The 15535-nt window shown below is 69.4% G+C and carries 17 protein-coding genes; 9 read left to right on the top strand and 8 right to left on the bottom strand.

Annotated features, from left to right (window positions below; translation table 11 throughout):
- The first annotated feature begins 162 nt into the window (after window positions 1–162).
- The 6 genes from E1P53_RS16680 to E1P53_RS16655 all read left to right on the top strand — a co-directional run bounded on the left by E1P53_RS16680 (window position 163) and on the right by E1P53_RS16655 (window position 4969).
- A complete protein-coding gene (locus E1P53_RS16680) occupies window positions 163–1440 on the top strand; it encodes an inorganic phosphate transporter (RefSeq protein WP_109238116.1) in 1278 nt (425 codons plus the stop codon).
- Between the two features lie 30 nt (window positions 1441–1470).
- The gene (locus E1P53_RS16675) at window positions 1471–1755 is read left to right on the top strand and encodes a hypothetical protein (protein WP_006900834.1); all 285 of its coding nucleotides are present in this window, start codon (window positions 1471–1473) and stop codon (window positions 1753–1755) included.
- Between the two features lie 60 nt (window positions 1756–1815).
- A complete protein-coding gene (locus E1P53_RS16670) occupies window positions 1816–2121 on the top strand; it encodes a DUF3349 domain-containing protein (protein WP_040526921.1) in 306 nt (101 codons plus the stop codon).
- Between the two features lie 109 nt (window positions 2122–2230).
- On the top strand, window positions 2231–2554 hold the full coding sequence (locus E1P53_RS16665; RefSeq protein ID WP_006900832.1) for a DUF3349 domain-containing protein: 324 nt from the start codon (window positions 2231–2233) through the stop codon (window positions 2552–2554).
- Window positions 2551–3708 carry an o-succinylbenzoate--CoA ligase gene (gene menE, locus E1P53_RS16660; protein WP_181954874.1) on the top strand — a complete coding sequence of 386 codons (1158 nt, stop codon included), beginning with the start codon at window positions 2551–2553 and terminating at the stop codon, window positions 3706–3708. Before E1P53_RS16665 ends, menE begins: the two co-directional genes overlap by 4 nt.
- Window positions 3709–4090: 382 nt before the next feature.
- Complete coding sequence (locus E1P53_RS16655; RefSeq protein WP_131734954.1) at window positions 4091–4969, top strand: 1,4-dihydroxy-2-naphthoate polyprenyltransferase; 879 nt, start codon at window positions 4091–4093, stop codon at window positions 4967–4969.
- 121 nt (window positions 4970–5090) lie between these two features.
- On the opposite strand, the gene E1P53_RS16650 is transcribed toward E1P53_RS16655, so the two are convergent.
- The 6 genes from E1P53_RS16650 to E1P53_RS16625 form a co-directional block, all read right to left on the bottom strand.
- A complete protein-coding gene (locus E1P53_RS16650; protein ID WP_131734953.1) occupies window positions 5091–5948 on the bottom strand; it encodes a Clp protease N-terminal domain-containing protein in 858 nt (285 codons plus the stop codon).
- Window positions 5941–6225 carry a hypothetical protein gene (locus tag E1P53_RS16645; protein WP_006900828.1) on the bottom strand — a complete coding sequence of 95 codons (285 nt, stop codon included), beginning with the start codon at window positions 6223–6225 and terminating at the stop codon, window positions 5941–5943. Before E1P53_RS16645 ends, E1P53_RS16650 begins: the two co-directional genes overlap by 8 nt.
- A 170-nt stretch (window positions 6226–6395) precedes the next feature.
- Entirely contained in the window at window positions 6396–8945 is a 2550-nt protein-coding gene (locus E1P53_RS16640) for an ABC transporter permease (RefSeq protein WP_131734952.1), read from the bottom strand.
- The gene (locus E1P53_RS16635) at window positions 8942–9574 is read right to left on the bottom strand and encodes an ABC transporter ATP-binding protein (RefSeq protein WP_210756493.1); all 633 of its coding nucleotides are present in this window, start codon (window positions 9572–9574) and stop codon (window positions 8942–8944) included. Before E1P53_RS16635 ends, E1P53_RS16640 begins: the two co-directional genes overlap by 4 nt.
- 111 nt (window positions 9575–9685) lie before the next feature.
- A complete protein-coding gene (gene cds1 / locus E1P53_RS16630) occupies window positions 9686–10807 on the bottom strand; it encodes an L-cysteine desulfhydrase Cds1 (protein WP_131734950.1) in 1122 nt (373 codons plus the stop codon).
- A gap of 22 nt (window positions 10808–10829) precedes the next feature.
- Window positions 10830–11174, bottom strand: coding sequence for a DUF4229 domain-containing protein (locus E1P53_RS16625; RefSeq protein WP_371831005.1), 345 nt, complete (start codon window positions 11172–11174; stop codon window positions 10830–10832).
- A 193-nt stretch (window positions 11175–11367) separates the two neighbouring features.
- On the opposite strand from E1P53_RS16625, the gene E1P53_RS16620 reads away from it, so the two are divergent.
- The 3 genes from E1P53_RS16620 (at window position 11368) to E1P53_RS16610 (ending at window position 12682) form a co-directional block, all read left to right on the top strand.
- Entirely contained in the window at window positions 11368–11589 is a 222-nt protein-coding gene (locus tag E1P53_RS16620; RefSeq protein WP_006900823.1) for a BldC family transcriptional regulator, read from the top strand.
- A gap of 214 nt (window positions 11590–11803) precedes the next feature.
- Entirely contained in the window at window positions 11804–12022 is a 219-nt protein-coding gene (locus tag E1P53_RS16615) for a hypothetical protein (RefSeq protein WP_109238122.1), read from the top strand.
- A 162-nt stretch (window positions 12023–12184) separates the two neighbouring features.
- Window positions 12185–12682: a helix-turn-helix domain-containing protein gene (locus E1P53_RS16610; protein WP_109238123.1), complete on the top strand. Its 498-nt coding sequence runs from the start codon at window positions 12185–12187 to the stop codon at window positions 12680–12682.
- Window positions 12683–12735: 53 nt separating this feature from the next.
- On the opposite strand, the gene ccsB is transcribed toward E1P53_RS16610, so the two are convergent.
- Both ccsB and resB read right to left on the bottom strand, forming a co-directional pair.
- Entirely contained in the window at window positions 12736–13761 is a 1026-nt protein-coding gene (ccsB, locus tag E1P53_RS16605; protein ID WP_109238292.1) for a c-type cytochrome biogenesis protein CcsB, read from the bottom strand.
- Window positions 13762–13785: 24 nt separating this feature from the next.
- Window positions 13786–15522, bottom strand: a complete 1737-nt coding sequence (resB, locus tag E1P53_RS16600) for a cytochrome c biogenesis protein ResB (RefSeq protein ID WP_131734949.1) — start codon at window positions 15520–15522, stop codon at window positions 13786–13788.
- Window positions 15523–15535 lie beyond the last annotated feature (13 nt).

The raw sequence follows: 15535 nt of genomic DNA, 5'->3' as shown, positions 1-15535 counted from the left end.
GACCGCTGCCGGACTCGGCCGACATCGGCTTCGATTGCGACGCACGACACATCGACAGGCAGCAAACGTGACGAACGTGACACGCCGCGACACCGGCAAATCCCCACGAAACCGTGCCCAGGCGTTTAGGAAATCCGAACCCCAGCCCTCATGATGAAAGATATGAGCGGCGAGACGCTGATCCTGGTGCTGTTGGTGATCACGGCCCTCGGCTTCGATTTCACCAACGGTTTCCACGACACCGGCAACGCCATGGCGACATCGATCGCCACCGGGGCACTGAAACCCAAGGTCGCCGTCGCCCTCTCCGCCACCCTGAATCTCGTGGGCGCCTTCCTCTCCGTCGAGGTCGCCGCCACCATCACCAAAGAAGTCCTCAACATCCAGCAGACCAGCGGAGACGACGCCGGACAGATCGTCGCCGGCCTGACCCCCACCACCGCGCTGCTCATCATCTTCGCCGGTCTCATCGGCGGCATCCTCTGGAATCTCTTCACCTGGCTCTTCGGCCTTCCGTCGAGTTCCTCGCACGCGCTCTTCGGCGGGCTCATCGGCTCCGGCATCGCGGCCATAGGCCTGTCCGGGGTGAATTGGCACGGAGTGTTCGCCAAGATCATCGTCCCCGCGCTGCTCGCTCCGGTGATCGCATGCGTCGTCGCCGCCTGCGGGACCTGGCTCGTCTTCGCGATCACCCGCCGGATCGCCGAGGGCCGCAAGGAACAGGGTTTCCGCTACGGACAGATCGCCAGCGCCTCGCTCGTCTCGCTGGCCCACGGCACCGGTGACGCCCAGAAGACCATGGGCGTGATCGCGATGGCCCTGATCGTGACGGGCCACCTCGACGCGTCGACGGTGAGTCACGGCCTGCCGCTGTGGGTCGTCGCCAGCTGCGCGGCGGCGATCGCGATCGGCACGTACCTGGGCGGGTGGCGCATCATCCGCACCCTGGGCAAGGGACTCGTGGAGATCAGCTCGCCGCAGGGCATGGCGGCCGAGGCCTCCTCCGCCGCGATCATCCTGACCTCGAGCGCGGCCGGCATGGCGCTGTCCACCACCCAGGTCGCGACCGGCTCGATCCTCGGCTCCGGCGTCGGCAAGCGCGGCGCACAGGTGCGCTGGGCAGTCGCCGGACGTATGGCCGTCGCCTGGCTCACCACCCTCCCGGCCGCCGGCCTCGTCGGCGCCGCGTCGTTCTACATCGCCCACCTGCTCGGCAACGTCGCAGGTGGCATCGCCATCTTCGTCCTGCTGGTCGCGGCGTCGGCCTACATGTACTGGCGCGCCCAGCAGAACAAGATCGACGCCGGCAACGTCAACGACGACTGGGACGAGACCACGGGGTCGATCGTCCCGGCCGACCTGGGCACCATCGTCCCCACCGCCGTCGCCGGCGAGTCCGCCTCCGGCACCACCGCGGGACCGACCGCGCGTTCGGTCTGAGAAGACGCGCGAGACACGAGAGGAGAGCGGATGGACATCGTCGAGGCGATCGGCAAGGTGCTGCTCGTCGGGCTGGTCTTCGGCGCCGGACTGCCCGCACTGTTCGCCGTCGGGATGCGCGTCCACTCCCTCGGTTCCGATCAGGTCGCCGACGAGGGGACGATCGTGTCCCACGGCAATCCGGCGATGCGGATGCTCGCCTATGCGATCTTCGGTCTGGTCGCGCTGGTCATCCTCGTCGCACTGCTCTGGATCACCCGCCAGACGATCTACTACTACACCGACATCAAGCTCTTTCCGTTCGGTTACAAGTGACCTGCGGGTGGGTATGCGGTGAGTCCGTCGGAATCGAATCGGTCAGAGGCGCGCATCGCCATGAACAACCGGACACCGTTCTTCGAGTCGGTGATCAACTGGATACGCAAGGGGTATCCGGAGGGTGTCTCGCGCACCGACTTCCCGCCGCTCGTGGCGCTGCTGAGACGAGAGCTCACCGCGGAGGAGGTCACCGACGTGGCCATGGAGCTGGTCAAGCTCTACGGACCGCGGGAGCCGGTGACGAGACAGCAGATCGCCGACGCCATCGAACGTGTCACCAGCGCCCCGCCCACTGCCGAGGACGTCGGCCGGGTCGCCGACCGTCTCACCGCGGTGGGTTGGCCGTTGCGGTCGCGGAACTGACTCCCCGGCGCCGGCCGACCCGTCCGGGCACGTCGGCCCCGAAATCTACAATCACGTCGTGTGCGGTGTGCGATCACCGCGAATTCCGCCCGGAAAGGGGGTGAGGAGTGTGGATCGTCCGCAGTTGCTGTATCGCATCATCGAGTGGCTGCGTGCCGGCTATCCCGACGGCGTGCCGCAGGGTGACTACATCCCGCTCGTCGCCCTGCTCCGCCGCCAGCTGAGCGAGGACGAGGTCCGAGAGGTGTCCTCTCGGCTGATCCGGCAGTCGCCTCCCCCGCCGGAGCCGATCACCAAGATCGACGCGGCGGTCGCGATCACCAAGGTGACCAACGAGCTCGCCCACGAGGACGACATCGACCGGGTGCGCCGGCGCCTCGAATCGTCGGGCTGGCCTTTCGATGCCCCCGATCAGGACCGGGACGAGCCCTGAAAACCCTGCGCACACTCGAGCTCCCGGCCCGCCCCGAAGTCGCCGGCCGACACGACGACCTGCTCGCGATCCTCGGCGGGTCGTGTGCCGTGGTCCCGACATCCGGTGCGGCACAGGAGATCTCCCTGCTGACCGAGGCACTCGGGGTCGGCGGGGCCATCGACGACGCGATCAGTCTGGTGATCTCCACGTCGGGGTCGACCGGAACCCCCAAGGGCGCACAGCACACGCCCGCGACGCTGTCCGCGTCCGCGCAGGCGACGCAGGAGCGGCTCGGCGGCCCGGGCAACTGGCTGCTGGCCCTGGCGCCGCACCACATCGCAGGCCTTCAGGTCCTGCTGCGCGCCGTGGCCGCGGGGTTCACACCGGTCGCGCTGAACCTCGACGACGGATTCGACGCCGACGTCTTCGCCGACGCGCTCGAGCGCCTCGACGGACCGCGACGCTACACCTCGCTGGTGCCCACGCAGCTCGTCAAGGTGCTCGACTCGCCGCGTGCGACCGCCGCCCTGGCCGCGGCCGACGCGCTCCTCGTGGGCGGCGCGGCGACTCCCGCACCGTTGCTGAACCGGGCCGTCGACGCGGGGATTCCCATCGTGTGCACGTACGGGATGAGCGAGACCGCGGGCGGATGCGTGTACGACGGCGTCCCGCTCGCGGGCGTCGAGGTGCGCATCGACGACCCGAACCCGGAAGGTGTGGGCCGCGTCGTGCTCGGCGGTCCGATGGTGGCGAAGGGCTACCGCAACCTGCCCGACCATCCGGCGTTCGCCGAGCCGGGTTGGTTCCGCACCGACGACCTGGGGCGGCTGGACGACGGCGTGCTCTCGATCGTCGGGCGCGCCGACGAGGCGATCTCCACCGGCGGGCTGACCGTGGTGCCGCAGGTCGTCGAGGCCGTGATCGCCGACGACCCGGCGGTCGCCGAATGTGTGGTGATCGGCCTGCCCGACGACCGGCTCGGCGAGAAGGTGGTCGCCGTCGTCGTGACGAGGACCGGAGAACGGCTCGATGCCTCCCGGATTCGGGGCCTGGTCGCCGAGCGCCTGGACCGCTACGCCGCTCCCCGGGAGGTCTTCGAGGTGGATCACTTGCCGCTGCGCGGTCCCGGCAAACCGGACCGGCGAACGTTGCGGGAGCGCTTCTCGTCGTAGGTGTCGCGGATCGCGGTGGCCTGCACAGCGTTTCGCGAAACACCTGCGGTCGCGCGGCGCGTCGTCGACACCGTCGACGATCAGGGAGTGCGATTCGCCGCCTAGACCTGCACCCGCTCGCCCGCGGCCACCCGCCGTGCACCGCCGACCGGTCCGGGCCGGGTACTCGCGCGTCGGCACCGGTGAGGACGCCGTCGTGCTCGAGGGCAAAGCATCGCAATTCCGGGGTTCACACCCGGATCGGACGTATTCCCAGGTCGACGCAGTTCCTCCGGCGTGTGAGACGAGCTCGGATGTCGCCCATCGCATCGCGTGCCGCGACGATCCGCGACATCTGATGCGGCGGTCGGAGGCGATGCCGGGGCGTGGCAGGATCGAACCCGTGGCAACCGCATCGCAGTGGATTCAGGGCGCTCGCCCGCGGACTCTTCCCAACGCCGTGGCACCGGTGGTGGCAGGCGTCGGAGCGGCGCTGCACGGGTCGTCGTGGGACGACTTCTCGTGGTGGAAGGCCGTACTGGCGCTGGCGGTCTCGGTGTCGCTGATCATCGGCGTGAACTTCGCCAACGACTACTCCGACGGCGTGCGCGGCACCGACGACGAACGCGTCGGACCGCTGCGCCTGGTCGGTTCGGGCCTGGCGTCGCCGGGGTCGGTGAAGGCCGCGGCGTTCATCTGCTTCGGCATCGGCGCGGTGTGCGGTCTGGTGCTGGCGATCGCGACCGCATGGTGGCTGGTGCTGATCGGCGCGGTCTGCATCGCGGGGGCCTGGTTCTACACCGGCGGCAAGCGCCCCTACGGCTACGCCGGCTGGGGCGAGGTCGCGGTGTTCACGTTCTTCGGACTGGTGGCCGTCCTCGGCACACAGTTCGTGACGACGGGACGGATCGATTGGGTCGGCCTGGCCTGCGCGGTGGGCGTGGGCGCCGTGTCCAGTGCCGTTCTGGTGGTGAACAATCTGCGCGACATCCCGACCGACGCCGAGAGCGGCAAGATCACCCTCGCGGTCCGCCTCGGTGACGCACGGACCCGTCTCCTGTTCGCCGCGCTGCTCGCCACACCGCTGGTGATGAGCCTGATGCTGGCGATCGCGACACCATGGGCGCTGGTCGGCCTGATCGCCGCTCCCCTGCTGTGGCAGGCGTACACGCCGGTCCGCACGGGTGCTCAGGGCCCGGGACTGATCCCGTCGATCGGATCGACCGGCAAGGCGATGCTCGGCTGGGCCGTCGTGACGGCGGTGGCGCTGGCGCTCGGATAGAGCGCGGCGCACGAGCAAAGCGACCAGAACAGCGCCCCGAGGACAGAGCAGGATGCCGCCCCGGCGACCCTCCGGGGCGGCACGTCTCTATGTCCGGCGCTCGCGTGGACGTCCGTGTCGGTCAGACCGCGGCGTCGATCTCCGGCAGGTTCGCCAGGAGCGCTGCCTTCAGTTCGTCGCGGGTGGTCGCCGACTCGATCAGCGTGCGTGACGCCTCGTCGTCGGCGTCGATGATCGCGAGGAGCAGGTACTCGGCGCGCAACTGACGATCCCCGCGGTCACGGGCGATCTCCACTGCGCGGCCGAAGACCTCACGGGCGTCCGACGCGAAGCGGGGTCGGCCCCCTCGTCCTCGCGGACCCCGCCGACCGCGTCCGGGCTCCCAGGGGCCGTCGCCGGCGAAGGGGCCGCCCGGCCCGAATCCGCCCTGCCCGAAGGGACCGGGACCGAAGCCCTCCGCTCCTTCACGACCCCACGGTCCGGGACCCCAGGGGCCCGGACGGAATCCCCTCGGGTCGCAGTCGGGACGCGGGCCGCGGCCGCGGTGCGGACCGTGACGGTGTCCTCGGTGTCCGCGACCTCCCCCGGGCCGGCCACGGCGGCCGGGACGCTCGCCCCAGCCGTCGGTGAGATCGTCACCGAACCGGCCGCGGACGGCCTCACGGACCTTGTCGAGGTCGATACCGATGGAGCGCAGCGCCTCTCGGTCCTCCTCGTAGCGTCGCCGCGCCGACTCGTCGTCGGGATCGGCGTCCTCGGCCTGTTCGGCCTTCTCGTCGTGGTGCTTGCGGACCACGTCCCGGGCCGTCGCCAGGGTGAGCCCCTGCTCGGCGAGGATCGTGAACAGCGGACTCCGGGCGTTGCAGAGCATGCCCAAGATCAGGTGATCGTTGCCGACACGGCGGTGCCCGAGGTCGGCGGCCTCCTGGGCGGCGAAGGCCAGGAGCATCTTGTCGTCTCGAGTGATTCGTTCAAACATCGGTTGTTTCCCCTCCGGGTCCGCGGGGGCGGACCTCGCGTTGTGAGTGCTTCTGATGCACGGCCTGGCGGCTGATCTGCAGGACCTCTGCGATCGACTGCCAGCTCCAGCCGTGTGCACGGGCGTTGGCGACCTGTACCTCTTCGAGTCGGTCGGCCAGTGTCCGCAGCGCGCGTACCGCAGCCAGCCCCTTCGCGGGATCGTCGCTCGCGGCGGCTCCCGCCAGATCGGCGCCGGTGGCGTCGGGCTGCTGTTCGGTGTTCTGGTCGTCGTGCATGCCTGTCAGGTTATGTTGACACCACTGCGTTGTCAAGAATTATTGACAGCAATGGGTTGGATAGGCCAGTTCGCCGAGCCAGGCTCCGCAATACGTCTCGCTCAGCGATACCTGTTGCTGAACCTCCCGAGCGTCACGTTCCCGCGTCGTCGAGACACGGGAGCCGCGGCTCATTCCGACTGGATCGACTCGCTGATGTTCATCCGCGAGGCGCGCACCGCGGGGATGAACGCGCCCACCAGACACAAGGCGACCGCGATGGCCACGAACATCGCCGCCGACGGTCTCGGCGAGTAGACGACGTCGAGCGACGTCGTCACCGAGAGGATCTCGTCGCTCAGAAGATGCATCGCCCCACCGAGGAGGACGCCCACCAGCGCGCCGACGATCGCGACCGCACCCGCCTCGGCGAGCACCATGCGGGAGACGAACCTGTGCGAGGCACCCATCGCGCGCAGCACGCCCAGTTCCCGACGGCGCTCGATCACCGACAGCAACAGGGTGTTCAGCAGCGCGATCGCGGCCGCACCGGCGACGATCCACTGGATGGCCACGGTGAACGAACCCGCCTGCTGCACCACCGCCTGCGTCGCGGCGAGCGCGGCCGCTCCGGTGTACACGTTGATCGGTTTGTTGCCAGCGGTCGGGACGTCGGCCACGAGCGCCTCCAGGGCGCCCTGCACCGCGGCGGGATCGGCGTCGGGCGCGGTGATCACCTGCAGATAGGTGTCCCCGTCACGGTCGAACCACTTTCCCAACAGTTCCTGCGACATCGCGGCGACGCCGGAGTCGACCGAGACGTAATCGACGGTGTCGCGCACCACCACGTCGTGCGGCCCGGTCGGCGTCGCCAGCGTCACGGTGTCGCCGGTCTTCGCATCCAGCACGCGCGCGAGCACATTCGACAGCAGGATGCCGTCCCCGGCCAGAACCCGCGCGACCGCCTCGGGGGACGCCTTGCGCATGAACGGCGCCCGCGAACCCGGTTCCAGCCCTTGGAGATTGGCGCGACTCTCCCCGATGTTCACCGCGGCCCACTGGCCGCCGACGACCTCGGTGACGCCCGGGACCGCGGCCACCTCGTCCCGCAACGACGCCGGCAGGATCGGGCCCAGCGGGAGGCTCGCCTCGGAGGACGACGACACGTAGAAGTCGGGATCGCCTAGGCCGTCCAACGATCGCGACATCGACGACACCAGGTTGTCCAGGGCGCCCGAGGTCCCCATGCCCACCGCGATCGCCACCGCGACCGTCATCAGCGTCGCCCAGGCACGACGCGGCGCGCGCTCGGTGTTCACCGACGCCAGCGCGCCGGGTCCGCCGAACCAGCGCGCGACCCGTACCACCAGCCACGACAACGGCCTCGACAGTGCGAAACACACCAGCAGCGCGGCGATCAGATAGACGACGCCGGCAAGGATCGCGGGCCGTCCCGGCACCGTCGCCACGATCACCCACGACGCGATGAGCCCGGCGACGCCGACCACGGCGGCGACCGCGACCAGCGGGCCCCGCCGCACCGTCGAGTCCGACACCTCGACCGGTGCCATCGCCTCCACGGGCGACACCGAGAACACCGCCCGCGCGGCCAGCGCCGTCGCAGCGACACAGGCGACGACGCAGGCGATCACCGCGACGATCGGCGCGTACCAGGGCAGGTGGTAGTCGACGACCGTGCCGACGGTGTCGGCCGGTGGGTCGGGCAGGCTCGCGATCACCGCACGTCCGGCGACGATGCCGATCGGGATGCCGATCACGCCGCCGACGAGCCCCATGATCGCGGCCTCACCGAGCATGTCCCCGACCAGATGGGATCGCCTGCCGCCCAACGCGCGGATCATCGCGAGCGATCCACGCCGCGACGCCACCGCCATGTTCATCGTGTTGAAGACGAGGAAGGCGGCGATCACCAGCGACACCAGGGAGACCAGCAGGGTCGCGTCGCGGGTCACCGAACTCGACACCTCGGCCTGCTTGGCCCGGAAGTCCGGGTTCACGACCACCGCGCGGCCGTCGACGATCCGCTCCACCTCCGAACGCACGTCGCCCGGGTCCACGTCCGGTTCGGTGACGATGAGGATCGAGTCCACCCGGCCCTCGAGTCCGACGAGTCGTTGCGCGAGGTCGAGGTAGGCGAACACGAAGCGGCCCCTGTTGAGGTCGGCTGCCTGCCGATCGTCGACCACCTCGAGGACCTCGACGTCGACGCCGCCGACCGTCAGCCTGTCCCCGGCCTCCAGGCCCAGGCCCGGTCCGACGAGGACACCGGTCCGCAACCGGTCGAGGTCGATGGCGGCCGAACCCTGTTGCACCGCGGCCCGCAGACTGCCCGACAGCGCCGTCACCCGCTGGTCGGACCCGATCAGCGGGACCGCCGAGTCGTCGATGACGACCGAACCGCGGATCATCGGCACCACGGCTTTCGCGCCTTCGACGTCGCGGCGGATGGCCCCGGCCAGGGACGCGTCGATGCCGGTGTCGGTGATCGCGGCGACCTCGAGGTCCGCGCTGCCCGACACCGCGTTGCCGAACTGACGCACCGACTCCGTCGTCGACCCGAATGTGCCGAGAACCGCGATCAGCAGCGCGGAGGACACGACCACGACGGCCAGCGACGTGAACAACCGCAGCCGGTGGGTGCGGATCTCCCGCAGGTTGAGCAGACGAATCCGGGTGAGGCCGGCGAGGAGGGACTCGGCCCACCGCGGAGTGCGGCTCACTCCGCGATCTTCCCGTCGCGCACCGTGATCGTGGTGTCGGCGAACGCCGCGGCCTTCGGGTCGTGGGTGACCATGACGACCAGTCGGTCCTCGGCCGCGTGCGCCACGTCGGCGAGCAGTTGCAGCACGGATTCACCGGTCTTGGAGTCGAGGTTGCCGGTGGGCTCGTCGGCGAGCAGGATCGTCGGGTCCATGATCAGCGACCGGGCGATGGCGACACGCTGCATCTGGCCGCCGGAAAGTTCGTTCGGGCGGTGGTTCACCCGGTCGCCGAGGCCCACCTGTTCGAGCAGTTCGACCGCGCGCGGTTTGGCCTTGCGCAGCGACCGGTTGTCGAGCAGACGCGGCAGCGCGACGTTCTCCCATGCCGACATCGTCGGCACCAGGTTGAAGAACTGGAAGACGAAACCGACACGGTGGCGCCGGAATTCGGAGGCGGCCGCGTCGTCGAGCCGGCCGAGATCGACGCCGCCGACGGTGATCCGGCCGGACGTGGGCGTGTCGAGCGCCCCGAGGATGTGCAGCAGCGTCGACTTGCCCGCGCCCGACGGACCGACGACGGAGGCGAACTGCCCGCCGTCGATGGTCAGGTTCAGTCCGTCGAGAGCGCGGACCCGCTCCTGCCCCATCTGGTACTCGCGCACCAGGTCGACGGCTTCGACGAGTGGACGCTCGGTTTCGGTCGGCACCCGATGGATCGTAGCCCAGCGGTCATCGGCGCCCGCCGGCTCGAACGCCGGTCAGGCGGTCCAGCGACCGGTCGCGAGGAACTCGTCGAGGACCGCGTTCGCCGCGTCGAGGTCGAAGGACTGTGCGGCGATCCAGGATTCGTCGAAGTAGGTGTTGGAGTAGCGGTCGCCGGGATCGCAGAGCAGGGTGACGACGCTGCCGGCGCGACGCTCCGCCACCATCTCGGCGACCAGCCCGAACGCACCCCACATGTTGGTGCCGGTGGACCCGCCGACGCGGCGTCCCAGCATGTCCGAGACGCGATGGGTGGTCGCGATCGAGGCCTCGTCGGGCACGCCGATCATGCGGTCGACGACCTGCGAGACGAACGACGGCTCCACCCGCGGACGGCCGATGCCCTCGATGAGCGAGCCGGTGTCGGAGGTGAGCGATCCGTCGGCGGCCTCGTAGGCGGGCAGGAACACCGAGTTCTCCGGGTCGACGACGGCCAGCCAGGTGTCATGGCGCTGGTAGCGCAGGTAGCGCCCGAGCGTCGCCGACGTTCCGCCGGTTCCGGCGCCCACCACGATCCACGTGGGGATCGGGTGTGCCTCCTCGGCGAGCTGCGCGAAGATCGACTCGGCGATGTTGTTGTTGCCGCGCCAGTCGGTGGCGCGCTCGGCCATCGTGAACTGATCGATGAAGTGCCCGCCGAGTTCCTTCTCCAGGCGCAACGCCTCGGCGTAGACCTCGCTCGGATGCTCGACGAAATGGCAACGGCCGCCGTGCCGTTCGATCAGCGCGGTCTTCGCCGGCGACGTGCTCGACGTCATCACCGCGATGAACGGGACGCCGATCAGCTCGGCGAAATAGGCCTCGCTCACCGCGGTCGAACCGGAGGACGCCTCGATGACCGGCGTCCCCTCGGTGACCCAGCCGTTGCACAGCGCGTACAGGAACAGCGACCGGGCGAGGCGGTGCTTGAGCGATCCGGTCGGGTGGGTCGACTCGTCCTTGAGATACAGGTCGACCCCGATCTCCCCGTTCGGCCCCTGCCACCGGGACCACTCCGGGAGGGGCACCCGCAGCAGATGGGTGTCGGCGCTGCGTCGTGCGTCGGCCTCGATCAACCGGACCGCGTTCTGCACCCAGGCGCGATCGGCGCGGCGGTCGACGACCCGTGTCGGCTTCACTCGGCTCGCCCCTGTCCCTCGGTCACTTGCCGCCGCGGAGCCTGGCCTGCAGGTCTTCGTGGCGGGCGCGGCGCTGCGCCTCGATGGCGGCGATCTGCGTGTTGACGTTCAGCCGGAGGGACTTGAACAGGAACATGCCGAGCGGCAGCGCGATCAGGACGCCGAAGACGGCGGCGACGATGAACGGCACGTCGACGCCGACGGCGCGTCCGCCGAAGAGGATCACCGCGGCGACCACGACGACGAGCAGCATGCGTGCGACGGTGTAGCCGAACAGCGCGAGGGCGAGCTTCGCCGGGCTGGCCGCCGGCAGATCCTCCGGCGTCTCGTCGTTGCGTCCACGTGCGTTGTTCTGCGCTCTGCTCACGCTGCCAGGGTACTCACCGCCCGCAGACGACCTGCAGGTCACGGGTCTTTGCACGTTCTTTACCTACGGCTGAAGGTTCGAGTACCTGGGCGATTTGCGTGTATTCATGGAGTTACGCGTTCTACGACGCGTCCCGGCACATAACGCCGACCAGCGGCCTTCCGACAGGGCACAATCCGTTTCAGGGGGAAACGTGACCACTACAGAAGAATCCACGAACACTTACATCACCCCGGGAATCGCGAGCCAGCACACCCTGACACCCGGACAGGTGGCAGCGATGTTCAACGTCAATCCCAAGACCGTGGCCCGCTGGGCCAGCTCGGGCATCCTCGGCTCCATCCGCACCCCGGGCGGCCATCGACGCTTCCGCGAAGAGGACGTGGTGGCGCTGCTGAACCGTCGTACGCACTAGACGCGTACACGACTCGGGAGACGACCAGTCGCTCACCGACCACGCCGGCGTCGAGACCTCCTGCGCCGCCTCGGTCCGCGACCGACGATCTCGTCTGCGGAGCAAGTCCTCCACGGATCCCGGGGCGGCGACGCCTGCGCGGGAGTCCACCACCCCGATCGACGGCGCACCCTAGGCGGATCGGGTTCACGTACCCTTGGGCAGGGAGGTTGTCATGACATATCTGTTCGCGGTTGTCGGTCTGCTCGCCATCGGTTTCCTGCTCTGGCGCGCGTTCGGCCCCCGGCCCGACGACGCCGGCAACTCGCCGTCCCATGTCGACATGCGCAACCGCAAGCCCCGTCCCCTGGGCCCCGACGACGATCCGGACTTCCTCCGCGACCTCGACAACCGCACCCGGGACACCAACGGCGGCGACACCGAGGAACCCTGAGCGACAACGCTCGCGCGATCGCTTCTCGAGCCCAGAACCTGTTCCACCCGGCGCGTATTCGCAAGGTCGAGACCTGTTCGCCCGGGCGGCATAACATACCTCACGGTAGGGTAACGTCTCCCATCGTCGATCCCACGCAGACTGACCTGAGAGAGGGCGCCGTTGAACCCGGGACGATCTCCGCAAGGGGCGTCGACCGATGACGACCTGAGTTTCGCCGACAAGATCGGCCATCTCTTCGAGCACAGCCGTGACGAGAACGGCGTCCGGTACACGGGGAAGAAGATCGCCGAGAAGGCGAACCGCCTCGGATACTCGCTGTCGGACGCCTACATCTCCCAGTTGCGTACCGGCAAGGCGCGCACCCCGTCGTTCCGCACGGTCGAGGCGATCGCACGGGCCTTCGACGTCAGCGTCACGTACTTCCTGTCGAATCCCGAGGAGGACCTCGAGCGGGTCCGACAGCAGCAGAACTACGTCGAGATGCTCGAGGCCACCGGCAGCCACCTCGCGGGGACCGACCTCGGGTCGCTGTGCCCGGAGACCATCGACACCCTCATCGACCTGCTCAAGCTCGTCAAGTCCCAGGCGCTGGCGAAGCAGGCCGAGGGTTCGGGCGCCGACCCGGGATCATCGTCGTCGGCCGCCTCCGGCTCTTAGCAGCGCGATTCGTCCGGCGTCCCGGCCTCTGCAGAGGACCCGGCCGGAGGCGATCAGAGGCCCGCGTACGAGTGCAGACCCGAGACCACCAGGTTGATGATGAACAGGTTGAACAGCATCGCCACGAAGCCGGCGACGTTGATCCATGCCGCAGACGTGTTGCGCCAGCCGGCGGTCGCGCGCGCGTGCAAATAGGCCGCGTAGATCACCCACGCGATGAAGGACACCGTCTCCTTCGGGTCCCAGCCCCAGAATCGGCCCCAGGCCGCCTCGGCCCAGATGGCGCCGCAGATGACGCCGAGACCGAAGAGCGGGAACCCGACGACCACCGTCCGGTAGGCGAGGCGGTCGAGGTTCTCCGCGGACGGGACGTGGTCGATGATCCGGCGCATCGCACCGCCGAAACCGGAGCGCGTCGTCGACGACGTGTCGTCGGCGGGGTTGGCGGCGAATCGCAGCTTCAGCAGGTACAGGATGCTGGCGACGCCCGAGACCATGAGGATGCCCGACGACACCGAGATGATCGAGACGTGGACGGCCAGCCAGTACGACTTGAGTGCCGGGACCACCGGCGCGGCCTGCGTGTAGAGCCAGCGGCCGGCGATGAACATCAGCAGGACGACGGGCAACAGGACGAACGACAGCAGCGGCCGGTGCTCGGGCTTGCGCAGGATGACCAGTGCCGCGATGACGCCGGCGGCGCAGGTCATCGAGACGAACTCGTACATGTTGCCCCACGGCACGCGCTCGGTGGCCATGGCGCGCAGCACGATCGACGCGAGGTGCGCGATGAGGCCGACGATCACGACCGGCAGGCCCATGTTGCCGAGCTTGTCGCCCAGGGTCCGGCGCTGCGGCCCCTCGACGCGACCGGGCACCCGGTCCTCGGTCGTCGTGCCGTTGCCCGACGCCCCTGCCCCGGCGCGGACGAGCTCGCGCTCCTCGAGCTTGCGACCGCGAACCGCAGCCAGCGCACCGAAGAACAGGAAGGCCGCGACCACGTACACGGCCATCGCCGTGCCGAAGAGCAGATCGGAGTACCGCGCGAGCGTCTCGTCGACCTGAATGCTTCCGTTCATCACAGATTCCTTTCGCCGACGGCCCTACAGCCGCCGCGTCGTGCGCCGTGAGGAGGACGGGTCCGCGTCATCGGCCACCAGTGCGGCCGCCTGCTCGTCGAAGCCCTCGCCCCAGCCGGCCTGGTCGGTGCGCGCCAGCCCGGCGATCTCTACTACAGTACGTCGTTTCTCTTCGGCGGAGTCGGGGCCGCCCGCCTGACCGGCCGATTCCCCGGCAGGCGCCGGCACCAGTCGCGCCCAGATGCGGCGGCGGCGGACCAGCAGGGACACCAACAGGCCGCCGAGCATCACGACCGCGCTGACCAGCACCCAGATCTGCGCCGGGTCGTGCGAGACCTGCACCGACACCCAGCGCTGGTAGCCGTCGAAGGTGACCGTGGTGCCGTCGGCGAGGGTGTGGCTCTGCCCCACCGCGAGGTTCACCTGCGCCTGCCGCTGGAGCCGGCCCTGTTCGATGAGGTCCTGGTCGAGCGAGTAGGCGTTCTGCGGCTTGCCGGTGTCGAGCCCGGTGTCGCCCTTGAAGATCCGGATCGCGACCGCCGGGTCCCTCGGTTCCGGCGACGCGGAGGTCAGCAGGGTCCCGTGGTAGAGCGCGTCCGGGGCGAACAGGCCCTCGAGCGCGATCTGGTTCTTGCGGCGCTCGTCTGCGTCGGGGTAGAGACCGGCCGGGGTGTCGAAGCGCATCGCACCCGACGACAGCATCGTCTGCAGCTCGTCGGGCACGAAGGGCGTGGTCTGCGTGCGCTTCTCGCCATTGGGGAAGGTCACGGTGAACGTCGGCGCGAAACCGTTGCCCAGCACGTACACGCGGTCGCCCGCCACGCGCAGCGGCTCGTTGACCTTCACCGACGTCGTGGTCCACGCGGCCGGGTCGCGCACCGCGTCGCCTTCGGCATAGCTGATGGTCGCGTCGTACATGTCCGGCTGTCCGCTCGGCAGGAACGTCGCCGAGAAGTCGTCGACGCGGAAGCAGAATTTCGACAGGTCGGTGCCGTCGACGAGGTTGCCGGCCCGGAAGGAGTCGTAGACCGCGGTCGAGGTGTTGCACATGCCCTGCTCGCCGTCGGCGACGAGGCTGCGGGTTCCCTCGTAGCCGTACAGCTTGCCGACCGCGATGGACACCAGCAGCGCCAGCAACGCGAAGTGGAAGACCAGGTTGCCGAACTCGCGCAGGTAGCCCTTCTCCGCCGACACCTCGACGCAGCCGTCCGGATAGGCCTTGCTCGGTTCGCGCGCGACGACCTCGCTGCGCCATCCGCGCAGGCGGGAGTCGATGCGCTCGGCGATCTCCTCGGGCGTGCCGTCGACGGTCCGCGTGATGTGCCGTGGCAGGCGCGAGAGGTTGCGCGGGGCCGCGACCGGCCTGGCGCGCAGGCTCTTGAAGTGCTCCACCATGCGGGGCGTGAGGCAGCCGACGAGCGAGACGAACAACAGCACGTAGATCGCGGTGAACCAGGCGCTGGAGAAGACGTCGAACAGCTGCAGCCTGTCCATCAGCGTGCCGAGCTTGCCGCGTGCGGCGATGTACTCGAGCGTCTTCTGCTCGTTCAGGTCCCGCTGCGGCAGCAGGGCACCGGGGATGGCGGCGAGCGCCAGCAGGAACAGCAGCAGCAGCGCGGTGCGCATCGAGGTGAGCGAACGCCACAGGTTGCGCAGCGGCCAGAGGATCCGGCGCCGAGCCCAGTGCGCCTTGCGCGGCGAGGGGCTCTCGGCCTCCGACCGCGGTCGGTCGGCGACGTCGGTGTCGGTCACATCTGCCATGGGTTCTCGCACA

It is taken from the genome of Gordonia paraffinivorans, assembly GCF_900683595.1.
In the GTDB taxonomy this organism is placed as follows: Bacteria; Actinomycetota; Actinomycetes; order Mycobacteriales; family Mycobacteriaceae; genus Gordonia; species Gordonia paraffinivorans.
This window is presented reverse-complemented; position numbering and strand designations above follow the sequence as displayed.

Excerpts from the sequence above, each read along its gene's own strand:
- E1P53_RS16680 (WP_109238116.1), top strand. The coding sequence starts at position 163 with ATGAGCGGCGAGACGCTGATCCTGGTGCTGTTGGTGATCACGGCCCTC.
- E1P53_RS16675 (WP_006900834.1), top strand. The coding sequence starts at position 1,471 with ATGGACATCGTCGAGGCGATCGGCAAGGTGCTGCTCGTCGGGCTGGTC.
- E1P53_RS16670 (WP_040526921.1), top strand. The coding sequence starts at position 1,816 with ATGAACAACCGGACACCGTTCTTCGAGTCGGTGATCAACTGGATACGC.
- E1P53_RS16650 (WP_131734953.1), bottom strand. The coding sequence starts at position 5,948 with ATGTTTGAACGAATCACTCGAGACGACAAGATGCTCCTGGCCTTCGCC.
- E1P53_RS16645 (WP_006900828.1), bottom strand. The coding sequence starts at position 6,225 with ATGCACGACGACCAGAACACCGAACAGCAGCCCGACGCCACCGGCGCC.
- E1P53_RS16635 (WP_210756493.1), bottom strand. The coding sequence starts at position 9,574 with ATGGGGCAGGAGCGGGTCCGCGCTCTCGACGGACTGAACCTGACCATC.
- E1P53_RS16615 (WP_109238122.1), top strand. The coding sequence starts at position 11,804 with ATGACATATCTGTTCGCGGTTGTCGGTCTGCTCGCCATCGGTTTCCTG.
- ccsB (WP_109238292.1), bottom strand. The coding sequence starts at position 13,761 with ATGAACGGAAGCATTCAGGTCGACGAGACGCTCGCGCGGTACTCCGAT.
- resB (WP_131734949.1), bottom strand. The coding sequence starts at position 15,522 with ATGGCAGATGTGACCGACACCGACGTCGCCGACCGACCGCGGTCGGAG.